Source organism: Chthonomonas sp. (assembly GCA_016788425.1).
Taxonomy (GTDB): domain Bacteria; phylum Armatimonadota; class Fimbriimonadia; order Fimbriimonadales; family Fimbriimonadaceae; genus JAEURQ01.
Genome location: JAEURQ010000002.1, coordinates 528,791 through 553,618, shown reverse-complemented (window position 1 = coordinate 553,618; position 24,828 = coordinate 528,791). Strand labels below are relative to the sequence as shown.

Sequence of the window (24,828 nt, the reverse complement as noted above, 5' to 3'; positions counted from 1 at the left end):
ACGATGGTTGTACACTGATTTATAAGGGAGATTATTGTGCTTGCTCACGCTTACATCGCCGACGAGGCACCAGGTCTAATTGCGGATCAGGTGCCGGCTTGGCTCCAACGAGTTCGAAAGTTTCCGCCCCTTTCGGCGGACGAAGAGCGAACTCTTATTTCACGCGCCAAGGATGGATGCCTGGCCTCGCGCCACCGCCTCATTGAGAGCAACTATCGCCTGGTCATCAGCATCGCGAAGAAGTTCTCCAATCGCGGCCTGACCCTGGTGGACTTGATCCAAGAAGGCAACCTGGGCCTCATCCGCGCCCTCGATAAGTTTGAGATTGATCGCGGCAACCGGTTTAGCACCTACGCTACATGGTGGATTCGCCAAGCCGTGTCCCGCGCCGTGATGGATCACGGTCGCACGATCCGCATTCCGATCCACACGCTTGCCTCGTTTAGCAAGCTCAGCCGATTCCGCACGTCGCTGATCAATCAGTTGCAGCGGGAGCCGAGCTTCGAAGAGCTCGCCTACGCGAGCGGTGAGAACCTGGCCCGCGTCGAGGAGTTCTATCAGAACCTCCCGCAAGCCATCTCGATGGAGACATCGTCCACCGACCAGCACGAGCTCAGCCTGCTCGACGTGATTTCCGACGAGCATGAAGCCGATGACCAAGTGACGCGCGACTTCGCGATTCAGTCGGTTGTGCAAACCGCACTCTCGGACCTCAGCGAAAAGGAAAAGAGCGTGATGAGCCTGCGCTTTGGCCTCGATGATGGCGTGTGCCACACACTCGAAGACATCGCGCGCATTCTCGGCATGACCCGCGAGCGCGTGCGCCAGCTTGAGCAAAAAGGTCTGCGTAAGTTGCGCTCGACGCGCGTGCGCGACGAGCTAGCCTCGATTCTCTGCCGCTAAACGCGGAACGTATTGCCGGCCGGGAAGATCACAAAAGGCCCCGGCATGCGTCCGTGTTGCGCCACCCATTCCAGATCAATGGCCTCGCCGGTTACTTGGCGAAACTCCGCGCCCAATTCCTGCAAAATCACCACGCTGGCCGCGATGTCGTAGAGGTTTGCCCGCTGGCTGATGAGGCCGCGAAACGCTCCCTTGGCCATGAACGCGGCTTCCACCACGAACGCGCCGTTGTAGCGCATTTTGCCGGGAATATCGGCCGTTGGATACGCCAGTAGGGTGTCCTCGGCGTAGCTCACGAGTTCGGTGCGATCAATGTCTCCGGGGCGGACCGGCGGCAACGCCTTGCCGTTGAGGGTCGCGCCTCCTTGCGAGTGAGCCGAATATATTTCGCGAAGCTCGGGCAGAATCATGCCGCCAAGCGTGATGGTGCCTTGCTGCAACAGGCCGATGCTCGTGCCCCACAGCGGCGATCCAAACGAATAGTTGGTGGTGCCATCCACCGGATCAACCAGCCACAAACCTGACTCGCCGGGAGATTGGTGGCCGTGCTCCTCGCCCCACACGCGGGTGCCGGGCACGAGTTTCGGGAGCTCGGCATGCAGAAAATCCTCAATCTGCTGATCGGCCTTGGTCACCAGCGAACCGTCCGGCTTTACGCGGCGATCGTGGTTGGCGCGAACCTCCAAGGCGATGGTGCCGCAGGTGCGAAGCAGGTCTTCTAGCTTCGGGCGAATTGCGGCAAGGTCGGTCACAACAATGATTATGGCGAATTTTGCCCCCGACCCCCTTGCGCGGGACGGGAAAGGTTGGTACTATCTTTCTACTTGCGGGAGTAGCTCAGTGGTAGAGCATCTCGTTGCCAACGAGAATGTCGCGGGTTCGAATCTCGTCTCCCGCTCCAAGTTTGGAGAAGCCGCCAATAGGCGGCTCTTTTCTTTTATCAGGGTCGAAATCCCGTGTTCCAATCAACGGCCGCGTTCAGTTCTTCGCCGTCGAGCATGGCGTAGCAATATTCGCAAAGGCCGCAGGCCATGACGCCCTCGCGCATGCACAGCATGCAGGCGTTGCGGCGCACGTATTGGTTGACGATTTCTCGTCGCCGCAGAGCTTCTTTCAGCTCACGGCGAGGTACGCCCTCAAAGTTCCATCGCGCCATAGCCGATAGTGTACCGGTCTACTTGCGCCACTTCCGATACTTCCACAGCGTCGCGAATGCCTCGGGCGCGTCCGTCCAGCGAATCTTCTTCCCCGCTTTCAAGTTGCGCGGCTCGTAGGTAATCGGAACTTCGCGAATGGTCTCTCCGAGTCGCAGAGCTTTCGCCGTGACCTCGGGGCAGAACTCAAACCGGTGGCACTGCAAGTCCATGCTTTGCAGGAGTTCTCGTCGCAGGGCTTTGTAGCAGGTCGCTTCGTCGGTAATTCGCGTGCCAAACAACAGGCGCACCGCGCCGCGCAGCATGAGGTTGACCAACTTATTGGGGAGCGCCATACCTGGATGAAGACCGTGCATAAATCGGCTGCCGTAAACCACGTTCACGGTTCCGGCGAGAATGGGCTCGATCAAGCTCGGAATCTGCGCCGGATCGTACTCCAGGTCGGCGTCCTGAATCACCACCACTTCCCCGGTGGCAACTTTCAGCGCGGTGCGAATGGCCATGCCTTTGCCGCCGGGCTCGGGATTTGTGATGACCGTGATGCGATCGGCGAACTCCGCGAGAATATCGCCGGTCTTGTCGCGACTGCCATCGTTCACGACCACAATCTGTGTGCTCAGGGGCAACGCGAGCAGACGCGTGATTACCTCGCCGATGGTGGCTGCTTCGTTCAGGGCCGGCACGATGATGCTGACATCGGGCGGGCGGGCGTCGGACATGACGCTAGGATACTCGCCTTCGGCGCATCACCAAAAGCGCGGCCGCCGGCAAGAGCAACACACTTGCAGGCTCGGGCACGGAATAGAACTCGATTTCGTCCACCAAAATCCACCGCTGGGTGTTGCCGTCCACCAATTGCAAGCGCAAGGTTTCGGTTTCCCACCGCCCCAAAACCGTGATGAATCCTCGGCTGTTGGGCGCGACCAGCGCCGGGTTGATGTTGTAGAACACCCAGTTGAGAATGATCACCGGCGGCACATAGATGCGGCTCGACTCGTTGCGGGCGAAGCCGATGCGGATGCGGTCGATGCGGGTGGCCGGAGCAAACCGGAACTCGATCGCGGGTTCGGCGTTGCGCCACCCAACCCATTCGTAGGCCGCACCTTGACCCAAGTTTGCTCGCCATTGGTCGGCCCCCGGAATGCGGTCTTGGAGTTGGCGGCCCGTTTGGTCCGTCAAGTCGTAGGGGAGGCCCTGCGCCACGCCGTCGCCGGTTGGCGCGGAATACGACACGGAGTACCGTTGCTGGGCCACCGCGGAAGCGACACACGCCCCCAGCACCACGGCCCCAAAACCCTTGACCAAAACACCCATCCCAGTGAAATTATCGGCACGAAAACCAACCAATCGCACAAAATAGGTGCATGCTGAGCAACACTCTGGCCCGTGCTTGGGCCCGTACGCAGGGATGTCGGACCACCAATGTTTGACTGGGTGATTCACGAAGCGGAGATCATTTCGGCCACGGGCCGACAGGTCGCGGACATCGGCATTGAGGGGGGCCAGATCGCCGAAATCGGCACGATTTACAACAAGCGGCGCGACGAGATTAACGCGGGCGGCATGGTCGCCATGCCCGGCATCATCGACACGCAGGTGCACTTCCGCGAACCCGGAATGATGCACAAGGAAGACCTCGAATCGGGTACGCGTTGCGCGGTGATGGGCGGCGTGACGACGATTTTCGAGATGCCCAACACCAATCCGACCACCACGACCGCCGCTGCGCTTGATGACAAGCTGCAGCGTGCCGAGGGCCGCGCGTGGTGCGATTACGGGTTCTTTGTCGGGGCGGCCACCGACAACATTGATCAACTCGCCGCGCTGGAAATGCTCCCGGGAACGCCCGGCGTGAAGATTTTTGCCGGGTCGTCCACCGGCAACCTGTTGATCGAAGACGATGAGCACCTCTTGCGTGTGCTGGCCAACGGCAAGCGCCCCTGCCCCATCCACAGCGAAGACGAGCCTCGGCTCAGGGCGCGCAAAGCGCAATACGCCGCTGGAGCCCACGTCCGCGAGCACCCGAATATTCGCGACGCCGAGGCGGCTCGCCTTTGCACCGAGCGCGTGATCGCCGCGTGCCGCGAGACCGGGCGGCCGGTGCACGTGCTGCACATTTCCACGCAAGACGAGCTGCCGATGCTCGCCGCGGCCAAGGCGGAGGGTCTGCCCGTGACCTGCGAGGCCACCCCGCAGCATCTGACCCTGAACGCCGAGCTTTACGAAACTCTGGGCACGTTGCTCCAGATGAACCCGCCGATTCGCGACGAGTCGCATCGGGCTGCCATTTTTGAGGCGTTTGAGAATGACCTGTTCGACGTTCTGGGCAGCGACCATGCGCCGCACACGCTGGAAGAAAAAGCCAAACCCTACCCCGAGAGTCCGAGCGGCATGCCCGGCGTGCAAACGCTGTTGCCGGTCATGCTGAGCTGGGCGCAGCGGGGCCGCCTGAGCCTGGAAAAGCTGGTTCGCATGGGGTGCGAGCGCCCTGCCGAACTCTACGGCATCGTCAACAAGGGCCACATCAAGCAAGGCTACGACGCCGATCTCGTGCTGCTAGACCCTCGGCGAGAGTTCAAAGTCGAAAGCCATTGGCTGCAAAGCAAGTGCGGCTGGAGCCCCTACGAAGGCTGGACGCTGGTGGGTCAGCCTCAGCATGTGTTTGTGCGCGGGACGCGGGTGGTTAAAGACGCTCGCCCCGAGCGCATGGGCCAGGGGCGAGCGGTCACCTATTCGTGGAAGTAGCGGCTAGTCAACCTCGTTGATCGCTTCGGTGGCAAAGCTCGAGGCCGAGTCGTCGATCGGCACGCTGTACATGGCCACCAACCCGGGAATGCTCACCAGCAGGACGACCACAAAGAGCGCGGTGTAGCCGAAGTTAGCCTGCACGACTCCTCCGAGAGCACCAGCGAAAGCGATGGTTAGCGCGCCGAGTCCGGTGGCGATGGCGTAGTGCGCGGTCTGATACTTTCCGCGCTGGGCGACCCACATGAGATACACGAAGTAGCCGGCAAAGCCAAATCCGTAGCCGAACTGGTCAATGAACGCGACAAAGTACAGCGCCCCCGGCTGGGGTCGGGCGATGCTGGCCCACAAGTACATCAGGTTCGGCACGTACATCGCGGCGGCGAGGATCCAAAACGACTTGCGCACTCCGCGCTTGGAGATGAAGAGCCCGCCGACGATTCCGCCAAGGATAATGCCGATCACTCCGGCGAGGCCATCAATGGTGCCAAGAACCTCGTTGGGCACGGCCAGCCCACCCTTGCTCGGCACGTCCTTGTAGAACAGCGGCACCATGCCCGTGAGCATCGCCTCGCCGAACCGATAGAACAGCACGAAGAAGAAGATGCTGACGATGCCGGGTTGCTTGAAAAAGTCTTCCATCGAGGCCGCGAGGTCGCTTCCCTTCATCGTGAGGCGGGCCACAAAAACGAGAAACAGGAAGATGGCGGCGCAGAGGAGAAGTTGCGAGAATTCGACCGCGACCGGGTTGGCAAACGTGGCGAACCCGAGCATCAGATTGTTATCCGGCAGCAACCATCCCTTGAGGCCCTCCGAGCCGAAGCCACGCGCAAGGCCATGCAGGGTGAGGCGCAGGAGCGCGTTCATCATGAAGTAGCCGCTGAGCCCCAGGCCGACGAGGCTGACGATCTGAAAGACGTTGACGTTGCCCTCGACCGGGACGTGAACTTTCGGCGTGGCGCGGCTACTCCACAGGGCGCCGAGCCCGTAGACGATCGCCGCGACCAAGAACGTGAATGTCCACGCGAGGCGTGGCTCCATGCCGCTCTTGCTCTCGGCCTTCTCGGGAAGGGTTTGGCCATTCGTGAACAGGAATCCAAGATTCTTTTCACCGCCGCCCGTTTGGGCGATGAGGCTCCGGCCGTCGTATCGGAGGCCGTACGTGCCGGGAGGAGCCTCTACGGCACCGGCTCTGCCACCCGTCGGGGCGACGACAATGGGCATTTTTGTCGCTTGGTCCACGAGTTTCCCGCCTTCGACTACGACCGAAACGGTGTCGCGATACACGTACTCCGCATTCTTCTCCGCTTCAGCCGTCTTCGGCAACAGGGCAATGCCCGCCGGCGAGGCCACGCTCAGTTTCAGCGGTGTAAACGAAATGAGGAGCCCGGCGATGACCACAAGCAGGCTCTTGCAGAACAGCACCCCCAGGCGAAAGCATGTCGTCCGAACGCCGACATAGCGGGCCTGCTCGTCCTTGGTGGCCAGGATCATGTAGTAGCCGTCGGCGGCGATATTGGTCAGCGCGCTGGTGATGGCCGTGACGCCGAGAATCACCAGGCTGATGGTGAAGGAGTGCGGAAGCTTCTGCGCGAACGCGGTGAGACAGATGCCCACCGCGATGGTGAACTGCCCCACCACGATCCAGTTGCGCTTCGTGCTGTTGAATTCCACCAGCGGCCCGAGCAACATTTGCAGCGCCCACGGGAGACCGATGAGCGCAATCCAACGCGTGATCTCCTGGTTCTCGACCCCCTGGTCCTTGAACATGATCGCGGCCACGCCTTGCACCAGCACCACCGGGATGGCCTGCATGAAGTACATCAGCGGCAGGAACGTCCAAAAGTTGATTTTTGGACGCTCCGCCGGAGCGGGCACGGGGACCGGAGTTTGATCTTCCATGAGTGTTAAGCCAACTTTACCGACTTTTACCGTGCGGGACGAGCGTGATCGCCATGATTTCCAGCGCGGCCTCGTCATCGAGTTGTTTGAGCACGAGGTTGGGCCCGCTGCCGGTTTCGAATCGGATCGTCACGACGCTTGTGCCGTCCGGCCCGTTCTGTGCCCGGAATAGAGGTCGCAGATCGTCCTTGACCCGCACGTCCCAGCCGTAGTGCACAGACTCGTCCTCTTCGCCGATTGTTGCCAGAAGCACCGACTTCCCTTCGACGACCGGATTCCGGGCGCGGAGCATAATCTTGATCTCGCTGACCTCGTTGGGGAGGTCGAACGTATAGCTGGTGAACGGCTCGCCACCCTGGTAGGTGTCGTAAAACCGCAACGGCTTTTGCAACACGATTTGACCCTCAGGCACGTCGGTTGGCGCGGCGCTTGTGTCCCATATCACCGCCGACCCCGCGAGAGTGCGTCGTTCGCCGCCGAACCAGAGGTCGCGCAGCACAGTCTCGGGCTTGTAGGGCAAGTCTTTTGGGCGCTCTTTGCGACCGGAGAACGAGTAATCCGCGAGCAGCACCGTGCTGGCGTATTGACCCCAGTTGTCGAGCATGCTGCGCTCGCTCAGGTAGTAACCGGCCCAGGTGGTCTGCAGCATTCCGCGCTCGCCATGGTTGATGATGGCGTGGGTGTAGCCGTACACGTTGTCGGGGCGGTTCCACACCGATCCGATCTGGCGAAAGCCCCACTGTTTCCAAAGGGCGACATTGTTGTAGACCGCCGGATTCGGGTTGTTCAGATAGTGCCAATCGGTAATGGTGGCGGTTTTGGGCACAACCTCACGCCGCTTGGCGGCTTCGGCGACGCTGTCGCCTAGCGCGGCATCGGGTGCTTGGCCCGGACCGAGCATCTGGTCGCCCCACAGCATCCACGGGAGCTTTTTACTATCGGCATAGGCGGCAAGCTGCGGGATCATCTTGCGCCACAACTCGGTGGTGAGTGCCGGGTCGTCGGGCGCGCCGCGCATATCCACCTCGTCGAGTCCAAAGTGAATCTCTTTGGGCTTGAGTACCTTAATCGCTTCGTCCCAGATTTTCAGGATCGCGGCCACGGCTTCGGGTTTGCGCGGATCGATCGCGTAGGGCACCAGCGGATTGAACGCGAGGTCGCGATTTTGGCCACCCGCGAAGAACCACTCCATATGCCCGAAGCTTTGAATCAGCGGAATCGGTTCGATGCCGTTCTTGCGGTAGGTATCAAAAATCCGTTTGAGGCTGGCGAGATCAGTGAAGTTCTTGAGTGTGTCGGTTTTGAGGCTGCTCCACCGCGATTGCTCGCACTGCAGCAACACCTTGTTGATCTTGAGTTTCGGCAAGACGTCGCGCGCCAGTTTGGCGTGCACCGCCTCGCTTTGCGGCCCTACGAAGAGGTGAAGGCCGCGCCACTCCAGCTTGGGTTTCCCGGAGAGTTGCATGTCGCGCACGCCGCGCGGTTCCCAGGGTTTGACGGCCTGCTTCAGAGGCGCAAACGTGGCCGAAATGGCTTTGTCTCGCAGCATCGGTGCCATGCGAATCGGGTGCTCGACCGTCACCGAATAGCTGACCGGGACGCCCTTTTTGAGTTCAATCGCGGGGTGACCGAGCCAGAGCAAGTCTTGTCGCCGGGCCCATTCCTGTTCGTAACCGCGAGCATCGAAGGCGATGAACGGCAACGTGCTGGAGACGGTCACTTCGCGGCTGGGTCCGGAAAACACAAAGCTACGTTGCGGGTCGGCGGCCAAACGGCGAGCGACTTCGTCTCCCTTTCGCGCCGGGCCAAAGTCTTGTGGCTTTTGACCCGCGGAAAACTTGGTGAAGGGGCGTAACTTGAGCAGACCGATGGTGCTCTCCACGAGGCACGGCTCGTCGCCACGCCATAGGTAGTTGCAATCAATCCGAAAGCCCATGGGCGAAGGCCAGTAAGTTTGGGTGCCTTCGGCCTTGCCGTCGCCCGACTTGAACGTCACCAAGAGCGAGCCATCCGGCCGGCGAGTGATGGTTTGGTCATTCCAATTGCTGCTGTAGTAGCCCTTGGTCCATCCGGGGGCATAGAACTGTAGGAAGCTGCCACTCACAAGTTCAATTCCCTGCGAGCGAACCACCAGCCCGCTTCGGTTAACGTAGTCAAATTCGAGGGTCGAACCCACCTGCATATCCATAAGAATCATGATCGTCCTCCGGCCAACACTTGGCGCACCTGCTCCGCCTGCTCGGGCGTGTCCACGGCAATGGCCGAGCCGCTTCCCTCGCTCATCTTGATGCGCACACCGTTTTCTAAGAATCGCAGCTGCTCCAGGCTCTCCGCCTCCTCCAGCGTGCCCATCGGCCACCGGCAAAAGTCTTGCAGCACCTCGCGGCGATAGGCATAGATTCCGACGTGCTTGCGCAGGGCCTGAGGTCGGGGGTTGCGCGGAAACGGAATCGCATGGCGGCTAAAGTACAGCGCAAAACCTGCGCGGTCGGTGACCACCTTCACCACGCTGGGGTCATCCTCCTCCTCAGGTTTGCACTCCGAGAACACGCTGCCCATCAAGATGCTTGCGTCAGCCAAGAGCGGCGCGGCGCAGGCGCGGATGGTCTCAACCGGGATAAGCGGCTCGTCGCCCTGCACGTTGACGTACACGTCGGCAGGAATCTTCTCGCTCACTTCGCCAATACGGTCGGTGCCACTCGGATGGTCGTCGCGGGTCATGATGGCTTCGGCGCCAAATGCGGCGCACGCGTCCACAATCACCTGGTCGCAGGTTGCGACCACCACGCGGTCGGTGATCTCGGCTCGTCGCGCCGCCTCCACCACCCATTGCACCATCGGCTTGCCGCCGAGGTCAGCGAGCGGTTTGCCGGGAAAGCGCGTGGAGCCCATGCGGGCGGGAATGACGATGACGCAATTCACAAATCGCAGTATAGCGAAAACGAAAGCGCCCCTCGGTTGAGGGGCACTTCTGATTTTGTCCAGGGAGAGCAATGTTCATCGCACGCCCACGAACGCGGTCGTTGGTCGGCTAAAACCCTCGACCTCCCTGGTTACGTTTGTTACTATCCATTTTTTACGCACCACCTCCTGCTTTTGTAGATTTCCAATCCGCAGTAGATTGGATACATTAGATGACGCGGGTTTGCGTAAAAACGTTTCCGATGCGCCTACTTTGGTGTTTGGGCCGAAAGCAAGTTGCTGGCCCGCATGGCGTCGGCTTCTGCGCTGGAAGGATCCATCCGGAACTCACGCATGACCGGCGTGAGGCCCACCGCAGCCGTCACCAGCGTGGTGTTAGAGGCGTTCGGCGCCCAGCACAGCATAAGGGTTTGCCCGAGTTCCGGCGTGTCCCAAAAGCGGTATTCGACTTGGCCCCGGCTGACAAACTCGGGCTGGCCAAACTTTTTGGTGTAGCGATCGAGCAGAACCTGCACCGAAGTTGCGAGCGGCTTGGTGTGCACGGCCACCAGAACCCGTTCGTCGAGGCTCAGCACGGCAAACGACTCTTGGTCCTTGTCCCACACCGCGGTCTTGGCGCCAACGATCTTCACCGGCGGCTCATCGGAGCTTTCCACCGCGCCCTTCGGCCGCGGGAACTGCTGAAACGCGAGTTCGGAGTTGTCACCCACGTGGACGATGGCCGTGCCGTAGAGCAGAGCCAGCGCATCGGAACTCGGCGTTCCGGGAACCTGCACTTCAAGCTCGGTCGGAGCCGCTGGCCCCGCCGGTTTACTGGCCGCCCGCACGGTCTCGTTATTCTCCACGGTGGGCTCGCTTGAGCCGCAACCCGCGAGAATTCCCAAGAGCGCGAGGCTACTCGCTAATTTCCAGAATCTTGTATTGCTGCGTTCCACTCGGGGCTTCTACCTCCACTTCGTCGCCGACACTGCGGCCCAGAATTGCGCCGCCGAGCGGCGAGGTGATCGAAATCAAGTCGGCGGTCGGGTCGGCTTCGAAGCTGCCGACGAGGCTGATGACCAGTTCTTCATCCCACTTCTTGTCGTGCAACTTCACCTTGCTACCGAGGTGCGCCATCGCGCCCGCGTTCTCGGGACGTTGCACGACGCGCGCGATTTGCAACACCTTTTCGAGGTCCGCCACGCGGCTGTCGTTGCGGGTCTGGTTGAGCTTCGCTTCGTGATAGGCGGCGTTTTCACGCAAGTCGCCATGCGCTTTCGCCTCGCGGATCGCGTCGGCAATCGCGAGTCGCTTCGGCCCCTTCAGGTGAATCAACTCTTCTTCGAGCTTGTTGTAGCCTTCCTGGGTCAACAAAATTTCGTCGGCCATCCCGGCTATTTTAGCACCTTCGGGGTACAACCTCGGCGTGCTGCAGGTAACGGTGGTGGTGGTGAGCTATAACACGCGCGACCTGCTGCGTCGGTGCCTGGAATCCTTGGCCGATGTGGACCAGGTCATCGTTGTGGACAACGCGTCTGCCGACGGTTCGGCGGACATGGTCGGGTCCGAGTTTCCCATGGTCGAACTCGTCGCGAACCCCGACAACCGCGGGTTTGGCGCGGCCAACAACCAAGGCTTGGCTCGGCGGCGGCACGAGATCGCGCTGTTGCTGAACTCCGATGCGGCGGCCGAACCTGGTGCTATCGCCCGATTGCTTGATGAGATGGTGCCCGGCGTGGTTGCCGTCGGCGGCGGGCTGGTCACCGGCGGCTCGCTCTCACCATCAGCGTGCCGAAGTTTGACTTTGGGACGCCTGTTGTGCGAACAACTCTTCTTGGAAAAACTGTTCCGGGGGAGTTTTATGGACACCTACTGGATTCGCTCCGACCGAACTATGGAGGTCGAGCAGGTTATGGGCGCGTGCCTGATGTTTCGCCCGGTTGAGCCGTTCGATGAGCGCTTTTTCCTGTACTGCGAAGACACCGAGTTATGCCGTCGCCTACGCAAACATGGCCGCATTTTGTACATCCCCGAGGCGCGTTTTGAGCACGCGCTCGGGGCGAGTTCCAGCGGCAATCGGTGGTGGAGCGTGGCGATGTATAACCGCGGCAAGGAGCTTTACTTCCGCATCCACCATGGGCGAGCGGCGATGGCGGCGGCGTGGTGCATCAACCGTCTGGGCGCGCTGCTGCGGCTCCCGTTCAAACCGATGTTCTGGCGAGTGCACACCGCCCCGCTCTCGGGCCCGAAAGTCCGGTAAAACGGAACCTATGCTCGTCGTCAAGTCGCTTTTGCTCGCCGCTTCGCTTTGGCAAACTCCGCCGCTCAGCCAGCGCATCGACGAGATTCTCGCGAACCCCGCGCTGAGCGGTGCTCTGGTGAGCGTGACCGTCACCGACGAGCGCGGCTCCGAGCTCTACTCGCGGCTCAGCGGCATTCGCGTCGTTCCGGCGAGCAACCAAAAACTGCTCACCAACATCTTCGCGTTTGCCACGCTCGGCCCCGATTACAAGCCTGTCACCAGGTTCGCGCGGGTCGGCAATCGCGTGATCGTGGACGCCCCCGGCGATCCTGAACTCACCGGCGAAACCCTGCGCACGGTCGGCAAGAACCTGGGCGTGCGGAGCAACATGACGGTGTGGGCGCGGCTCGCCTACAACCCCGGTTACGGGCCGAGTTGGGAATACGATGACCTGCCCAACCGGTACGCGCCCAAGATTACGGCGTTCACCGTAGACGAAGCCGGCTTTGAGGCTCGCAGCCGCGCCGGAGCGGTCGTTCCGCTTGCGCGCGAACTCGGCATCAAGGTGATTCGACGTCCGGATGAGGCGGGTCCCAAGAGCGAGTTCGACCCGCACTTCGCCACCCTCATCGTGCGCGGCAAGCTTCCGCAGGACGAAGCCAGCATCGACACCCTGGCGCAGCCCAACCCGCTGAAAACGGCCGCCGCTTACCTCGGCGGAAAATGGGGCGGGGCGCTTAAGGAGCTTCCAGCCGATCTCAAGTGGAGTCCGCTGACCGGCAAGCCGCTCAGCGAGGTGGCCAAGGAGTGCCTTGTGGACAGCGACAACCATCACGCCGAGCACCTCCTCATGATGAGCGCGGCCAAACTCGCGCCGCTCGAAGCCGGGAAGGAATATAGCCAGGCCGCCCAACGAATGGGTGCGTTTTACGCCGGCATTCTCGCCGACCCTTCAGACTTTCGCCCGATTGACGGCAGCGGTCTGAGTCGCCACAACTTCGTCACCACGCGCGGCATTGCGCAGATTTTGCAATGGGCGCAGGGACAACCTTGGTTTGAGACGTTTTACGACTGCCTGGTCTCCGCGGGGGCTGGTACGCTCAAGGGCCGCAACCCGGGGGCGAGCTTCCACGGCAAGACCGGGACGCTAAATTCGGTAGTTTCACTGAGCGGATACGTTAAAAATGCGGTTGGCGAGCGGAGGATTGTTAGCGTAGTGTTTAACCACGGGATCACTTCTTCTTCCGCCCAGCGCGATTTGGCCGATAAATTGATGCGAACAGTAGAGGAAGATGGCGGCCCCACCCAAGGATATGAAAACACTCGCACAACTGCCCGCGCTGTATCGGCGAATACTGCCCACCCGCGCGCTGTTGTTGCTGATGGCGATTGGCTTCCTTGACCTGATCTCGACCGCGGTTCTCCATGCTCACGGCAAAATCGAAGAGCTGAACCCCGTGATGCGGCCCATCATTCAACACAGCGAATGGGCCTTCGTGTTTGTCAAGGCGCTCACGCTCATCACGTGCTGGGCAACCATGGTGTGGTACTGGCCACAAAACAGCGCCTTCGTGCGCCGCACCTGCCTCATCGGCTCGGCGGTCTACTTCAGCATTTGGCTCGCTTGGTTCCTCATCGGAACCCATAGCTAAAAGCAAACTGGCCCCTCATCATCGTGATGAGGGGCCAGTTCTATCTAAGTCCCGGTGACTTAGTGGTGGTGGCCGTGGCCTTCGTCTTCCTTTTCAGGAGCGTCGGCGATGGCGCATTCGGTGGTCAGCAGCAGGCCGCTGATCGAAGCCGCGTTTTGCAGACAGGTGCGAACAACCTTAGTCGGGTCGACGACGCCAGCCTTGAGCAGGTCTTCGTACTGCAGGGTGGCGGCGTTGAAGCCCTTCCCTTCGCGCTGAACCTTCTCAACCACAACCGAGCCTTCGACGCCGCAGTTTTCGGCGATCGTGCGGAGCGGAGACTCTACGGCGCGGCGGACGATGTTGATGCCGATTTGCTCGTCACCCTCACCTTGCAGCGTGTCGAGAACCTTACCGGCGAGCAACAGAGCTTGACCGCCACCGCTCACAACGCCTTCTTCCAGCGCGGCGCGAGTGGCCGCGAGGGCGTCTTCGATGCGAGCCTTTTGCTCCTTCATCGCGGTTTCGGTCGGGGCACCAACCTTTACCACGGCTACGCCGCCGCTGAGCTTCGCTTGTCGCTCTTGCAGCTTTTCCTTGTCGTAGTTGCTTTCGGTGGTTTCGATCTGGCGCTTGATCTGGCTCAGGCGACCTTCGATCTTCGCCTTGTCGCCCTTACCGCCCACAATCGTGGTGGTGTCCTTGGTGATCACGACGCGCTGGCAGGAGCCGAGCATGTCGGGGGTCACGTTTTCGAGCTTGAGGCCGAGGTCTTCGCTGACGAATTGACCGTTAGTCAGAATCGCCATGTCTTCGAGCATCGCCTTCCGGCGATCGCCGAAGCCCGGAGCCTTCACCGCAACGAGCGGGAGGTTGGCCTTCAGGCGGTTCAGCACGAGCGTGGCGAGACATTCGTTCTCCACGTCTTCGGCGATGATCACCAGCGGCTTGCCGAGGCGCAGCACCTTTTCCAGCACGGGAACGATGTCCTGCACCGAGCTAATCTTCTTTTCGTAAAACAGCAGAAGCGGGTCTTCGTAGACCGTTTCCATGCGCTTGGGATCGGTGATGAAGTAGGGCGACATGTAGCCCTTGTCGAACTGCATCCCTTCGACGATGTCGAAGCTGGTTTCGGTTGACTTGGCTTCTTCGACGGTCACGACGCCATCCTTGCCCACCGTGCTGATCACTTCGGCGACGAGTTCGCCGATGTTTTCCAGCTTGGAGCTGATGGTCGCAACTTCCTTCATGCCAACCTTGCCTTCAACCGGCTTGCTCATCTTGGCGAGCTCTTCAACCACGGCATTGGTGGCGGCTTCGATGCCCTTGCGGATGGCCGTCGGGTTGCTCCCAGCGGCGACGTTGCGGACGCCTTCCTTGAAAATGGCTTGGGCGAGGACCGTGGCGGTCGTGGTGCCGTCACCGGCGAGGTCGTTGGTTTTGCTGCTGACTTCGCGGATGAGCTGAGCGCCCATGTTTTCGAAGCGGTCTTCGACTTCGATTTCCTTGGCGATGGTCACGCCGTCGTCAATGATCGTCGGGCTGCCGAACTTCTTCTCGAGCACGACCAGGCGGCCGCGCGGGCCGAGGGTGACCTTCACCGTGTTGGCGAGCTTATCGACGCCGGCTTCGAGAGCCTTGCGGGCGTCGGTAGAGAACTTGAGTTCCTTGGCCGACATTAGTTGCCCACCCCAGCCGGAACGTTGGTGACCACGCCGAGGATATCGTCGGAGCGCAGGATCATGTATTCCTTGCCGTCCACCGTGACTTCGGTGCCGCTGTACTTGCCGTACAGAACCACGTCGCCTTGGCTGACCTCAACTTCCACCTTCTTGCCGTTGTCCAGAACCTTGCCCGGGCCGACGGCGATGACGGTGCCCTTCAGCGGCTTTTCCTTGGCCGAATCGGGCAGGAAGATACCGCCCGCGGAAACTTCTTCCTTGGCGGCCGGTTCGATGATGACACGATCGAGTAGCGGTTTCAAATTCATCGTTGTTCCTCTGTGAAGATGGTTGTCGCGGGCTCGCCGCGGCAACCAAGTTTTAGCAGTATACCCTTGCGACTGCTAATTTCATCACATTTCTACGATGAATTTCGGGCCTTGTTCGGCCTATTTAATGTTCGTGCTGATCCACTTTGTAAAGGCAGTTCGCTCGGCATCCTTGGGTTGCGGCTTGGCATCGCGCGGCGGCATTTGCTTGCTACCCGCGTACCGCGCTAGCTTGCGGTAGAGCTTGGCGTACTTCACCTTGACGTCGGCTTCCTTGACGTTCTTGGGGATGTCCACGCCATCGGCGGCGTTCTTGCCGGTATGGCAACTCACGCAGAACTTAGTGGTGAAGTCAACAACGTCCTTTTGGAACGTCGATTTGGCGGCGGACATCTTGGCGGCCACGGGCTTCTTCTTTTGTTGGGCGGTGGCCAGCGGCAAGGCGGCCACAAGAACGGCCACAGCGGCCACAGTCGTGAGGATTCGCGTACTCATCATTTGCCATCTTATCCTAACACTGGCCGATTGATGGGAGTCTGAAAGGGGCAAAGGTAAACTTTCGCTTCCCGATGAACCCCGAGTACCAAAAAATTGTGGACCTGTTTGGCCTGGCGATTCCGCAGGCCGAGCAAGAGGAAACCGACAGCGCGCTCGCGGACAGTCCCGACAACCTGCAGGAACTGGCCGAGGCGAGCCTGTTGCAAGGCGATTACGATCGGGCGGCGCGCCACTTCCGCAAAGTTTTGGAAACCCAGCCCAAGGAGTCGCTTTCGGCTCGTCGCGGCTTGGCGACGGCGCTGGAATGTCTGGGGCAAAGCCCGCAGGCGGTTCGACAGTTTAGCCGGATCATCCGCGAGAACGGCGGCGACATGGAAGCATCGCTTGCGCTTGGAGAAATCTACGCCCGCGAGGGTCGCACCAGCGAGGGCCTTGCCCACCTTGAGGAAGCCGTGAAACTTGAACCTGAGAACCCGTTTCCGTACCTCAAGCTCGCCGAAGAGCTGCGTCGCCGCGGCTACCGCGAGCGCGCGCTACGCGCGATTCAGGGCGCCGTGCTGTTCGCGCCGGATCAAAGCTTTTATCACTATTGGATGGGCGACATTCTGCTGGAACTGGGCCGGTTCGACGAGGCACTGGCCGCGTTCCGCGCCGCCATCGAGCTTTCGCCCGGCGACGACTATTTCTATATTCAGGCAAGCCTCGCGTTTTGGGCAACGGGTCGCCCGCTGGAAGCGATCAAAGCTGTCCGCATGGCGACCGACTTAGAGCCCGATAAGCTGTGGTACCGCGTGATTCTGGCCGAGTACTTGCACAAGCAAGGGCAGACGGACGAGGCGGAAATTGAACTGAAAGCGGCGAAGGAAGTCGGCGCTTACGAGCGCGAAAACCTTCGCCGCTTATTCAAGTTAGGCGGGCTGAGCCACTAGCGAATCAGCACATACATCGGCGTGGAGGTTGTCTCGCCGTTGTAGCTCACGTCCACCATCACAGTGTGCAGACCCTGAGTTCCGGCGGGAACCACGAGCTTGACCGGCAGCTTTTGCACGCCGCGAATCTGATGGATCATCAGGTTCGCTTCGCCACCCTTTTTGGCGGCCCACCCGCTTGGCAAACTTAGCGAAATCTTGCCGCGAAGACGCGTATCGGTGTAGCTCTTCACCATCACGTTCGCATCAATCACCTGCACGTCGGGGCTCATCACCGGCTCTCCGGACACCTTGCCCTCGACGCCATACGTTGGGCGGACGGCGTAGCTGGTTTGGATCGTAATGTCCTCTTGCTGGGCGCCACGAATCTTGGTTTCCATCACGCGATAGCCGTGTGTGGCCGTGCGGGCAACCTTTGTGCTGTAGTCCACAAAACTGCGACCCTTGCGGTCGAACTCGGGGAACGGCATTTCGAAGGCGACGGTGCTGGCGCGACCGAGGCCCATGGTGCGGCAATACACGCGCTCCAATTCGGCGTCCTTGGGCCGCCGGAAGTTCATGCGAATGCGGAAGTTGTCGCTCGGCGTGACGTTGCGGGCGAGGGTTTCGGGCTCCCATTCCATGCCGTTCGGCAGGCCGCGACTCCGATCGAAGCGCATCGTCACCGGCGAAACCCGGCGGATGAGATCAGTGGCGTTGGTGGATTCACCAGGGCCAAAAGCGTCGGCGCGAACGCCGATGGTGCGCCCCATTTCGAAGCTCGGAATCTCGATGGGAAGAAGTTTGACTTCGACACTCCACATGCCGCCGGCGTTCAGGGCGCGCGCGGTCATGGTTTGCTCAATCCAGGGAGCGCTGACCCAACTCGGCTCTTGGGCGCGTGTTGCATCGAGCGTGCGGCAACTCGCCTTCACGTCGCCATCGGCCCAGCTGAGGCGGACTTCCAAATTGTTCTTGCCGACCAGCCAGCCGTCGCCATCCATGTCGAGGCTAAACACGACGTCTTTGCCTTCGGGCGCGACCGAGGCCAGGTAGAGGGCACCGGGCTCCCATTGCAAGTAGGACTTGAGTTCGGGGGTTTCGCTGAGCGCGTCCCATTCCTCGTCGTCGAGGCGACCATCAATCGCCGGAGTGAGCGCGATGCGATTCAGCTCGGGGACGGCAAAGGCAGCTGCCATTTTGTTGTTGCCGCCGAGGGCAATCGTTGCCAAAAGCGTTGTGAGTTCCATCTCACTTATGTAGACGCATTCTCGCCGGGATACGTGTCCCCGATTTGTTTAGGTTTTCAAGTTCACAAACCGCGCATAGTTGGGCTGGAACCCGAGGACCACCTTGCCGGTCGGGCCGTTTCGGTGCTTGGCGATGATGATCTCGCTTTCCTGCACTTCGTCTGGATCCCAATCTCGCTCGGCGTTGTTCTCCTTGTCGGCGTAATAGGCCTGCCGGTAGATGAACATGACAAGGTCAGCTTCGGCTTCGATCGAACCCGATTCGCGGATGTCGCTGAGTTGCGGTCGCTTGTCGTCGCGGTTTTCTACGTTTCGGCTCAACTGCGAGAGGGCGAGAAGCGGCACGTTGAGCGTCTTCGCCATCCGCTTGAGTTCGCGCGCAATCTCGGAGACTTCTTGCACCCGGTTTTCGGTGCGCTTGCTGCTCCGCATGAGCTGAAGGTAGTCCACGACGATCATCGCCAGGCCGCCCTGCTGCGCGAGGCGACGACACTTCCCCATCATTTCCATGGCCGAGATGTCGCTGTTGTCGTCAATGTAGATCGGGAGGCCGTACAAGGTCTCGCACGCGTCGGCGAGCTTGTGATAGTCGTTATCGTGCAGGCGCTCCTGCTTGAGCACGCTCATGCTGACGCCCGAAATCATGGAGAGCATCCGGCGAACGAGCTGCTGACCGCTCATTTCCAGACTGAACACCGCGACATTGCCCTTGCCTGCCCGCGCCACGTTGAGGGCAAAGTTCAACACGAGCGAAGTCTTTCCCATGGCCGGGCGCGCGGCGACGATTGTGAAATCGCTGCCGTAAAAGCCGCCCGTCATGTTGTCAAGATCGTGAAACTTGGAGGGAACCCCAAGGATCGGCTGGCCCGTTGCAAAGAAGTTGTCCACTTCAGTGAAGAAGTCTTTGGCGAAGGTCTGCACCGGGCGAAGGTCTTGCCCCATGCTCTCGCGGCCAAGGTCAAACACCATGCTTTCCGAGCGGTCCACCTTTTCGCGGGAAGTTTGCTCGGGGTCTTGGGCGATCTTGACAATCTCATGGCCGATTTGCTGCAAGCGGCGCTCGGTGGATTTGTCCTTGACGATCGCGGCGTAGTCGGGCGCGTTGGTGGGGCTCGGCACGGCCTCCACGAGCTGCATCAGGTAATCCTGACCGCCGACGTTGCCCAGCGACTTGCGCTCGCTGAGCTCGTGCGTGAGCGTGAGAATATCCACCGCTCGCTGGTTGAGCACCAACTGGCGCACGGCCTTGAAAATCTCCTTGTGCGCGGGGCTGTAGAGGTCTTCTTCGCTCAGAATCTCGAGCACTTCGTCGAGCGCCCGCTCGGACATGAGCATGGACCCGATCGCGCACATTTCCGCTTCGAGGTTTTGGGGAGGCAAATAGGGGTCAATCGCCATGAATCGTCCATTATAGGGACGAGCCACGGTGGACTACTTGTGGCAAAGACTATGCGCGAATGTCAATTTTCTGGCGGCGTGTGAAACGCCTCCAAAGCCGCTGAAACCAGTTGCCGGCCGGCCATTGGTAAGGCAATAGTTCCTGCAGATTCGGACACTGGTCCACCAGCGAATCCATGGCCTGAGCCACCTGCGGGTGAGCGGCTTCGAACTTGCCATGCCAGCCACACACCTTGCACTCCGCGATCTGCCGACTCGTGACCGTGGAGCACACCGGGCAAACATGGGCCTGGCGCTTGGTGCTGGGTCGGATTCGGCTGCGGAAAGTGTAGGACATCTTGTTGACATGTCCATTTTCGGCCCGCGAGCGGGGGCTTCTTTAGGCGGATTCGCCAAACCTCAAGCACGTTGTGAGGTCACAATAGTGCAGTGACGATTCGCGAAGTGTTGCATGCCCATTTGCCGGTGCTCAGTCGCACCAGTACCATCCGCGACACCGTGGACAAAATGGACATCTACCAGTTCCCAGCGCTGGTGTTTGTTGACGACGAGAATCGGCCGCTGGCGGTGATGACGGAGGGCGATTTGGCCCGCGCGATTCATGCGCAGGGCAACCTTAGCGGTTTGGCTCACGAACCCGCCATTAAGTACGCCACGCTCAATCCGGTGACCGAGCATGTGGATGCCGAAATCAGCAACGCGTTGCACAAAATGTTGGTCAGCGGGCTCACGATTTTGCCGATTGTCGAAGACGAGTACTTCATGGGCGTGGTGCTCCGCGTGGATCTGATGCAGGCCCTGCTGATGGATCGCAGCGAAGACTTGCCGGGAACTTGACTCCTCGCCCAGAGTGTAGGATAGGGCATGCCACTTGCTCTCGCCTTGGCCACTGCGTTGCTCTCCTCGGACCTGGATCGTTATGTCTATCCGCTCGCGCCAGCTAAGGTTTGCCCTCCGATTTCAGTGGATACGAAGGCCGCTCCGAGTCTAGAACCGTGGGGCGAAGAGGCAAAAAACCTCGCGACCGCGTGGTACCCGCACATTTGCCAGTTGCTCGCAACAGAAGATTACAAACCGCTCAAAAGCATAAATTTTGTGTTCCGTAAGGATCAAGGTGCCCCGGCCTATGCGAGCGGTAACGAGATTTCGTTTAGCGTGGAATGGGTCACCGCGCACCCCGACGACCTCGGCATGGTCATCCACGAACTTACGCACCTGATTCAGGCCTACCCGCGCAACAAGGTGGACACGGGTTGGCTGGTCGAGGGAATTGCCGACTACATTCGCTGGTGGCGCTACGAACCCGAAGCCCCGCGTAGCCGCGTGAATTGGGAAAAGGCTAGCTATCGCGACGCCTACCGAACCACCGCCGGCTGGCTCGCTTGGGTCGGCAAAAAGTACAACCTCTCGCTGGTGCCCAAGCTCGATCGCGCGCTACGCAAAGGCGACGACCCGATGCCCATTTTCAAAGAGCTGACCGGGAAAGATGCCGATGCGTTATGGGGTGAGTACCGCGCGGCAAACGAGGCGAAATCGCGATGAGCAACAAACCTTTCCCTGCATTTTCGCTGGTCGATCAGGATGGCAAAACCTGGACAAACCAAGACCTGATTGGGCGCCCCACCGTGATCTACTTCTATCCGAAAGACGACACTCCCGGCTGCACCAAGGAGGCGTGTGACTTTCGGGACAACTTGCAGGGGCTTGGCAACGCCCAGGTGCTCGGCGTGAGCCCCGATCCGGTCAAGAGCAAGGCGAAGTTTGCGAGCAAGCATTCGCTCAACTTTCCTCTGCTGGCCGATACCGAAAAAGCACTTTGTGAGGCGCTGGGCGTTTGGGTTGAAAAGTCTATGTATGGCCGCACCTACATGGGCGTCGAACGCTCGACTTATCTGCTTGATCGCGAGGGCAACATTGCGCGCGAATGGCGCAACGTGAAGGTGCCGGGGCATGTCGCCGAAGTCGCCCGCGCCGTAGCCGAACTTGGATAGGTCGGTATACTGCCCGCGTGGCTGAGCGTATCTCCGCACATTCCCTTCCCCAACTTAAGGCTAACGGCCAAAAGATTGTGAGCCTGACGGCTTACAGCGAGGCTTCGGCGCGCATTGCCGATGCCGCGGGAGTTGACTTTATCCTTGTCGGAGACAGCGTCGGCAGCGTGGTTTACGGTCAGCGCAACACGGTTCGGGTGACGTTAGCCGATATGGTGCGGCACACTATGGCGGCACGCGCGGGTTGCAAACGCGCGCTTTTGGTCGCCGATTTACCGCTAGGCACCTACAATTCTTCCATCGCCCAAGCCGTGGATTCGGCGGTGGAATTGGTTCGAGCCGGGGCCGAGGCGGTGAAGCTGGAGGGGACCTATACCGAGGAGATCAAGGCGATTATTAAAGCCGGAATTCCAGTGATGGGTCACCTTGGCATGACCCCGCAAAGCGTGCATGTTTTTGGCGGCCATAAGGTGCAAGGCAAGCAGGCCGATGCGGCCGAGACGTTGCTTCGTGAGGCGCAAGCGTTGGAGGCGGCGGGGGTGTTTGCCATTGTCATCGAGCTCGTGGTGGCCGACGTTGCGGCTCAGGTTTCGCGGCAACTCGCCGTGCCCACCATCGGTATTGGTTCGGGTGTGGGTTGCGACGGACAGATCCAGGTGTTTCACGATCTGTTGGGGCTGACGGAGCACAAGTTTAAGCATGCAGGGCGTTACTTGGAAGCGGCGCTCCTGATGCAAGATGCGGTGGCCAACTACGCCGCCGATGTGCGGGAATCCACCTTCCCGCGTCCGGAGAATAGTTTTTGAGAATTGTGCGATCGGTGAGCGAGTTGCGCTCGGCTATTGCCGGTTGCAAGAGCATCGGGCTTGTGCCGACCATGGGCGCACTGCACGAGGGGCACCTCGAACTCATGCGTCGGGCTCGCGACGAGAATGAGCTAGTTGTTGTGTCACTGTTTGTCAATCCGACGCAGTTCGGCCCCAATGAAGATTTCACCAAATATCCGCGGCAAGAGGGCGTTGATGTGTCTCTGGCGGAAAGCGTTGGCGTGGATATAATCTTTGCGCCCCCGGTGGAGGAAGTTTATCCATTAAGGTTGGTGACCATTAGTGTTGCCGAAATCACGAGTCTCTTTGAAGGAGCCGTTCGGCCCGGACATTTTGCGGGCGTGGCAACTGTTGTGGGCAAGTTGTTCCATATGTGTCAGCCGCATCGAGCCTACTTTGGGCTTAAGGATTTACAACAATGTGCGGTGATTCAAGCCATGGTCACTGATCTTTGGTTACCCATTGAACTAAAATTTGTGGAAATTGTTCGCGAATCTCACGGTCTGGCGCGTTCGAGCCGCAACGAATATCTGAACCCCGAAGATCGTCAAAAGGCAGGCGCAATTTATGCGACACTTGTCGACTGTGCAGCGGCAATTCAACGCACAAAATCAAGCAGTATTGAACTTGAGAAAGCTCGAATCAAACTAACTTCTCAAGGTTTTGGTGTTGACTACTTGGAGTTGGTGAATCCAGATTCGATGCAACCTATTGACCAACCGGATGAAAAGAGTCGCTTGATTGTTTGCGCACGATTGGGCGGAGTTCGCCTTTTGGATAACATCAGTTGCGCAATCACAAATTAGGGTAACTTATTGGTTGTAGGAGTACCTTATGGCACAATCTGTTGAAAAAATTGAGAAAGCTCTGAAGTTAAAAGCGACGCCGAAAGTCGGTGCATTATCGCTCAAAGTCGGCGCAAAGCGCGTCACCCTTCCCTTTGACGTTCGCGTTCTGAGTTCGGAAGGTTCGCTGTTCGTCCACATTCCGCCGAGCGCTGGTCTGTTCTCGCTGAGCGGCAAGGACATCAAGAAGATTGATTCTGTGGATGCCGCGCAAACTGCGGTGAAGTCGTTCCGCAGCCGCAAGGGTCGCGGTGCCAGCAAGGCCAAGGCCTCGGCCGCCATGCCGCTGTCGCCCGAACTCGAGGCCGCTTTGAGCAAGATCCCCGCCGGCTATAAGCTGGTGAGCGACGCTAAGGGCAGCCGCCTCGTTCGCTCGCGCGCTCGCAAGACGAAGTAACTACTTCCCAGGCAACTGGGTCAGCACGCGGTAAGGATTTCCTTGCCGCGTGCTAAAATTTAAGTGGAGGGCCGACATAGCTCAGTGGTAGAGCGGCTGTTTTGTAAACAGCGGGTCGCGGGTTCGAGTCCTGTTGTCGGCTCCAATCTCAAAGTGTCCGCACCCTCAGAGATTTGCGGGGTTTGACGGCCAATCAGCAACCGATCCGCTAGAATATTTCTATGAAGAAATGGACCGTGATCTTCGCCTTGGCCGCCGCGGCGTCCGCGAACGCCTCGTTCGATCTGATGTTGCTGCCGTCCGGCGATGGTCGCGTGAGCCGCATTGATCCGATCAACCGGGCGTCCCTCGGTTCCTTCGGACCGAGCACGCCATCGCAGGTGTTCAGTTCGTCCGGCGGCATCTGGGTGCAGAATTCCACCAACCGTTACGCCCGCTACGACTATTCGACAGGTGAGCTGCTCCTTCAATCCTCGGTGCTGCCTGGTTTCACCTCGAACGCAATTGCCGGGAATTCCAGCACCTTCCTGCTGGGTCTGGTGGGCAGTTCCATTCGCGAATTCAACATGTCAACCGGAGCGTCGGCGACCATCGGCACCACCAGTTCAACTGTGGTGTACTCGCAAATCGAGCGGATGCCGAACGGCATCCTGGTGTTGATGGGCAAGGTGACGGCCACAAACAAATTCGTTTGCTCAACGTACTCCAGCAGTGGAGTTCTGATCGACTCCTTGCAAACCACGGAGAACGTTTTTGATGCGGTCGGCCAAATGGCCATCACCGGATCGGGCTTCAACTATCGCGCGTCCGCCTTTTACGGGACGGGCGGTGGGTCACCCACCCCACGTCTCACCACCATGAACATCACCGCGACGGGCCTCGTGACCGGATTTACCGGCATCACGGTCCCGAGCACGACTTGGTCCGCCAACGCCGAGCCCGCCACGGTCGCCGGACATGATGGTCTTTGGGTGGTCGGAAGATCAGTCGCCGGCACGACTCAGATTAGCCAGATCGCCTTGAATCCCACTCCTTCGGTCGTCGATACCTACTCGATTAATCACAATCTGCCGGACAGCGGTCGTTGGAGCATGGTCAATATCGTCGCCCCCGAACCCTCATCGCTCTGGGCTCTGGGCCTGGCGGCATTTGCATGCATCCGGCGGCGTCGCAGCTAAACCCTTCATAAGAAATTTTCAATGCGACCCTCGTGTAACCGGGGGCGTTCCAAAAACTGTTGCGAAAG

At 59.9% G+C, this 24,828-nt stretch carries 28 protein-coding genes and 2 tRNA genes; 15 read left to right on the top strand and 15 right to left on the bottom strand.

The features are described 5' to 3' along the window. Positions 1–36 precede the first annotated feature (36 nt). Positions 37–903 carry a sigma-70 family RNA polymerase sigma factor gene (locus JNJ45_04570; protein MBL8047935.1) on the top strand — a complete coding sequence of 289 codons (867 nt, stop codon included), beginning with the start codon at positions 37–39 and terminating at the stop codon, positions 901–903. Here JNJ45_04570 and JNJ45_04565 read toward each other — a convergent pair. Continuing rightward, positions 900–1,655: a hypothetical protein gene (locus JNJ45_04565; protein ID MBL8047934.1), complete on the bottom strand. Its 756-nt coding sequence runs from the start codon at positions 1,653–1,655 to the stop codon at positions 900–902. The two genes, JNJ45_04570 and JNJ45_04565, sit on opposite strands and share 4 nt — an antisense overlap. 74 nt (positions 1,656–1,729) lie before the next feature. Here JNJ45_04565 and JNJ45_04560 point away from each other — a divergent pair. Then, a tRNA-Gly gene (locus JNJ45_04560) sits at positions 1,730–1,804 on the top strand. A gap of 39 nt (positions 1,805–1,843) precedes the next feature. Here JNJ45_04560 and JNJ45_04555 read toward each other — a convergent pair. Genes JNJ45_04555 through JNJ45_04545 form a run of 3 tightly spaced genes read right to left on the bottom strand, consistent with a single transcriptional unit; the run spans position 1,844 to position 3,371 of the window. Then, positions 1,844–2,059, bottom strand: coding sequence for a hypothetical protein (locus JNJ45_04555; GenBank protein MBL8047933.1), 216 nt, complete (start codon positions 2,057–2,059; stop codon positions 1,844–1,846). 18 nt (positions 2,060–2,077) lie between these two features. Next, on the bottom strand, positions 2,078–2,776 hold the full coding sequence (locus JNJ45_04550) for a glycosyltransferase family 2 protein (protein MBL8047932.1): 699 nt from the start codon (positions 2,774–2,776) through the stop codon (positions 2,078–2,080). Between the two features lie 4 nt (positions 2,777–2,780). Continuing rightward, complete coding sequence (locus JNJ45_04545) at positions 2,781–3,371, bottom strand: PEP-CTERM sorting domain-containing protein (GenBank protein ID MBL8047931.1); 591 nt, start codon at positions 3,369–3,371, stop codon at positions 2,781–2,783. A 120-nt stretch (positions 3,372–3,491) separates the two neighbouring features. Between JNJ45_04545 and JNJ45_04540 the strand changes: the two genes are divergently transcribed. Further along, positions 3,492–4,802 carry a dihydroorotase gene (locus JNJ45_04540; GenBank protein ID MBL8047930.1) on the top strand — a complete coding sequence of 437 codons (1,311 nt, stop codon included), beginning with the start codon at positions 3,492–3,494 and terminating at the stop codon, positions 4,800–4,802. A gap of 3 nt (positions 4,803–4,805) precedes the next feature. On the opposite strand, the gene JNJ45_04535 is transcribed toward JNJ45_04540, so the two are convergent. From JNJ45_04535 to greA, 5 genes are all read right to left on the bottom strand, one after another. Then, positions 4,806–6,704, bottom strand: a complete 1,899-nt coding sequence (locus JNJ45_04535) for a hypothetical protein (protein MBL8047929.1) — start codon at positions 6,702–6,704, stop codon at positions 4,806–4,808. Between the two features lie 16 nt (positions 6,705–6,720). Then, positions 6,721–8,901 (bottom strand): hypothetical protein, encoded by a 2,181-nt coding sequence (locus JNJ45_04530; GenBank protein ID MBL8047928.1) that lies wholly within the window; start codon positions 8,899–8,901, stop codon positions 6,721–6,723. Continuing rightward, positions 8,898–9,626, bottom strand: a complete 729-nt coding sequence (gene kdsB / locus JNJ45_04525; protein MBL8047927.1) for a 3-deoxy-manno-octulosonate cytidylyltransferase — start codon at positions 9,624–9,626, stop codon at positions 8,898–8,900. The genes JNJ45_04530 and kdsB overlap by 4 nt, the downstream gene beginning before the upstream one ends. A 248-nt stretch (positions 9,627–9,874) precedes the next feature. Beyond that, complete coding sequence (locus JNJ45_04520; protein MBL8047926.1) at positions 9,875–10,510, bottom strand: hypothetical protein; 636 nt, start codon at positions 10,508–10,510, stop codon at positions 9,875–9,877. A gap of 10 nt (positions 10,511–10,520) precedes the next feature. Then, positions 10,521–10,994, bottom strand: coding sequence for a transcription elongation factor GreA (gene greA, locus JNJ45_04515; GenBank protein MBL8047925.1), 474 nt, complete (start codon positions 10,992–10,994; stop codon positions 10,521–10,523). Positions 10,995–11,031: 37 nt separating this feature from the next. On the opposite strand from greA, the gene JNJ45_04510 reads away from it, so the two are divergent. From JNJ45_04510 to JNJ45_04500, 3 genes are read left to right on the top strand one after another with little or no spacing between them, the layout of a single operon-like run. Beyond that, positions 11,032–11,865, top strand: a complete 834-nt coding sequence (locus JNJ45_04510) for a glycosyltransferase family 2 protein (protein ID MBL8047924.1) — start codon at positions 11,032–11,034, stop codon at positions 11,863–11,865. Positions 11,866–11,875: 10 nt separating this feature from the next. Next, the gene (locus JNJ45_04505) at positions 11,876–13,249 is read left to right on the top strand and encodes a D-alanyl-D-alanine carboxypeptidase (protein ID MBL8047923.1); all 1,374 of its coding nucleotides are present in this window, start codon (positions 11,876–11,878) and stop codon (positions 13,247–13,249) included. Beyond that, positions 13,230–13,499 (top strand): hypothetical protein, encoded by a 270-nt coding sequence (locus tag JNJ45_04500; protein ID MBL8047922.1) that lies wholly within the window; start codon positions 13,230–13,232, stop codon positions 13,497–13,499. The genes JNJ45_04505 and JNJ45_04500 overlap by 20 nt, the downstream gene beginning before the upstream one ends. Positions 13,500–13,558: 59 nt before the next feature. Here the strand turns inward: JNJ45_04500 and groL are convergent, their stop codons facing one another. The 3 genes from groL to JNJ45_04485 form a co-directional block, all read right to left on the bottom strand. Continuing rightward, a complete protein-coding gene (gene groL, locus JNJ45_04495) occupies positions 13,559–15,157 on the bottom strand; it encodes a chaperonin GroEL (protein ID MBL8047921.1) in 1,599 nt (532 codons plus the stop codon). Next, positions 15,157–15,468, bottom strand: a complete 312-nt coding sequence (gene groES, locus JNJ45_04490) for a co-chaperone GroES (GenBank protein ID MBL8047920.1) — start codon at positions 15,466–15,468, stop codon at positions 15,157–15,159. Before groES ends, groL begins: the two co-directional genes overlap by 1 nt. Before the next feature lie 120 nt (positions 15,469–15,588). Continuing rightward, positions 15,589–15,963 (bottom strand): hypothetical protein, encoded by a 375-nt coding sequence (locus JNJ45_04485; GenBank protein MBL8047919.1) that lies wholly within the window; start codon positions 15,961–15,963, stop codon positions 15,589–15,591. Positions 15,964–16,037: 74 nt separating this feature from the next. On the opposite strand from JNJ45_04485, the gene JNJ45_04480 reads away from it, so the two are divergent. Next, on the top strand, positions 16,038–16,895 hold the full coding sequence (locus JNJ45_04480; GenBank protein MBL8047918.1) for a tetratricopeptide repeat protein: 858 nt from the start codon (positions 16,038–16,040) through the stop codon (positions 16,893–16,895). On the opposite strand, the gene JNJ45_04475 is transcribed toward JNJ45_04480, so the two are convergent. The 3 genes from JNJ45_04475 to JNJ45_04465 are packed head-to-tail and all read right to left on the bottom strand — an operon-like array spanning position 16,892 to position 19,859. After that, positions 16,892–18,124 (bottom strand): hypothetical protein, encoded by a 1,233-nt coding sequence (locus tag JNJ45_04475; GenBank protein ID MBL8047917.1) that lies wholly within the window; start codon positions 18,122–18,124, stop codon positions 16,892–16,894. The two genes, JNJ45_04480 and JNJ45_04475, sit on opposite strands and share 4 nt — an antisense overlap. Before the next feature lie 48 nt (positions 18,125–18,172). Beyond that, positions 18,173–19,522 (bottom strand): replicative DNA helicase, encoded by a 1,350-nt coding sequence (gene dnaB, locus JNJ45_04470; protein MBL8047916.1) that lies wholly within the window; start codon positions 19,520–19,522, stop codon positions 18,173–18,175. Positions 19,523–19,571: 49 nt separating this feature from the next. Next, the gene (locus JNJ45_04465; protein MBL8047915.1) at positions 19,572–19,859 is read right to left on the bottom strand and encodes a hypothetical protein; all 288 of its coding nucleotides are present in this window, start codon (positions 19,857–19,859) and stop codon (positions 19,572–19,574) included. A gap of 92 nt (positions 19,860–19,951) precedes the next feature. On the opposite strand from JNJ45_04465, the gene JNJ45_04460 reads away from it, so the two are divergent. From JNJ45_04460 to JNJ45_04425, 8 genes are all read left to right on the top strand, one after another. Next, a complete protein-coding gene (locus JNJ45_04460) occupies positions 19,952–20,359 on the top strand; it encodes a CBS domain-containing protein (protein ID MBL8047914.1) in 408 nt (135 codons plus the stop codon). A 27-nt stretch (positions 20,360–20,386) separates the two neighbouring features. Next, positions 20,387–21,064 carry a hypothetical protein gene (locus JNJ45_04455; protein MBL8047913.1) on the top strand — a complete coding sequence of 226 codons (678 nt, stop codon included), beginning with the start codon at positions 20,387–20,389 and terminating at the stop codon, positions 21,062–21,064. Next, positions 21,061–21,513: a peroxiredoxin gene (locus JNJ45_04450; protein ID MBL8047912.1), complete on the top strand. Its 453-nt coding sequence runs from the start codon at positions 21,061–21,063 to the stop codon at positions 21,511–21,513. Before JNJ45_04455 ends, JNJ45_04450 begins: the two co-directional genes overlap by 4 nt. 17 nt (positions 21,514–21,530) lie before the next feature. Next, entirely contained in the window at positions 21,531–22,319 is a 789-nt protein-coding gene (panB, locus tag JNJ45_04445) for a 3-methyl-2-oxobutanoate hydroxymethyltransferase (protein ID MBL8047911.1), read from the top strand. Positions 22,320–22,333: 14 nt separating this feature from the next. Beyond that, positions 22,334–23,146: a pantoate--beta-alanine ligase gene (locus tag JNJ45_04440; protein ID MBL8047910.1), complete on the top strand. Its 813-nt coding sequence runs from the start codon at positions 22,334–22,336 to the stop codon at positions 23,144–23,146. Positions 23,147–23,174: 28 nt separating this feature from the next. Next, positions 23,175–23,582 (top strand): hypothetical protein, encoded by a 408-nt coding sequence (locus tag JNJ45_04435; GenBank protein ID MBL8047909.1) that lies wholly within the window; start codon positions 23,175–23,177, stop codon positions 23,580–23,582. A 70-nt stretch (positions 23,583–23,652) separates the two neighbouring features. After that, a tRNA-Thr gene (locus JNJ45_04430) sits at positions 23,653–23,727 on the top strand. A gap of 76 nt (positions 23,728–23,803) precedes the next feature. Next, positions 23,804–24,760 carry a PEP-CTERM sorting domain-containing protein gene (locus tag JNJ45_04425; protein ID MBL8047908.1) on the top strand — a complete coding sequence of 319 codons (957 nt, stop codon included), beginning with the start codon at positions 23,804–23,806 and terminating at the stop codon, positions 24,758–24,760. Positions 24,761–24,828: the final 68 nt, after the last annotated feature.

Bases quoted from the DNA above. Each gene is read 5' to 3' on its own strand.
- JNJ45_04450 (MBL8047912.1), top strand. From the start codon at position 21,061: ATGAGCAACAAACCTTTCCCTGCATTTTCGCTGGTCGATCAGGATGGC.
- JNJ45_04480 (MBL8047918.1), top strand. From the start codon at position 16,038: ATGAACCCCGAGTACCAAAAAATTGTGGACCTGTTTGGCCTGGCGATT.
- JNJ45_04505 (MBL8047923.1), top strand. From the start codon at position 11,876: ATGCTCGTCGTCAAGTCGCTTTTGCTCGCCGCTTCGCTTTGGCAAACT.
- dnaB (MBL8047916.1), bottom strand. From the start codon at position 19,522: ATGGCGATTGACCCCTATTTGCCTCCCCAAAACCTCGAAGCGGAAATG.
- groL (MBL8047921.1), bottom strand. From the start codon at position 15,157: ATGTCGGCCAAGGAACTCAAGTTCTCTACCGACGCCCGCAAGGCTCTC.
- JNJ45_04535 (MBL8047929.1), bottom strand. From the start codon at position 6,704: ATGGAAGATCAAACTCCGGTCCCCGTGCCCGCTCCGGCGGAGCGTCCA.
- greA (MBL8047925.1), bottom strand. From the start codon at position 10,994: ATGGCCGACGAAATTTTGTTGACCCAGGAAGGCTACAACAAGCTCGAA.
- JNJ45_04425 (MBL8047908.1), top strand. From the start codon at position 23,804: ATGAAGAAATGGACCGTGATCTTCGCCTTGGCCGCCGCGGCGTCCGCG.
- JNJ45_04475 (MBL8047917.1), bottom strand. From the start codon at position 18,124: ATGGAACTCACAACGCTTTTGGCAACGATTGCCCTCGGCGGCAACAAC.
- JNJ45_04530 (MBL8047928.1), bottom strand. From the start codon at position 8,901: ATGATTCTTATGGATATGCAGGTGGGTTCGACCCTCGAATTTGACTAC.
- JNJ45_04465 (MBL8047915.1), bottom strand. From the start codon at position 19,859: ATGTCCTACACTTTCCGCAGCCGAATCCGACCCAGCACCAAGCGCCAG.
- JNJ45_04550 (MBL8047932.1), bottom strand. From the start codon at position 2,776: ATGTCCGACGCCCGCCCGCCCGATGTCAGCATCATCGTGCCGGCCCTG.
- JNJ45_04500 (MBL8047922.1), top strand. From the start codon at position 13,230: ATGGCGATTGGCTTCCTTGACCTGATCTCGACCGCGGTTCTCCATGCT.
- JNJ45_04485 (MBL8047919.1), bottom strand. From the start codon at position 15,963: ATGAGTACGCGAATCCTCACGACTGTGGCCGCTGTGGCCGTTCTTGTG.
- JNJ45_04555 (MBL8047933.1), bottom strand. From the start codon at position 2,059: ATGGCGCGATGGAACTTTGAGGGCGTACCTCGCCGTGAGCTGAAAGAA.
- JNJ45_04435 (MBL8047909.1), top strand. From the start codon at position 23,175: ATGGCACAATCTGTTGAAAAAATTGAGAAAGCTCTGAAGTTAAAAGCG.
- JNJ45_04545 (MBL8047931.1), bottom strand. From the start codon at position 3,371: ATGGGTGTTTTGGTCAAGGGTTTTGGGGCCGTGGTGCTGGGGGCGTGT.
- groES (MBL8047920.1), bottom strand. From the start codon at position 15,468: ATGAATTTGAAACCGCTACTCGATCGTGTCATCATCGAACCGGCCGCC.
- JNJ45_04455 (MBL8047913.1), top strand. From the start codon at position 20,387: ATGCCACTTGCTCTCGCCTTGGCCACTGCGTTGCTCTCCTCGGACCTG.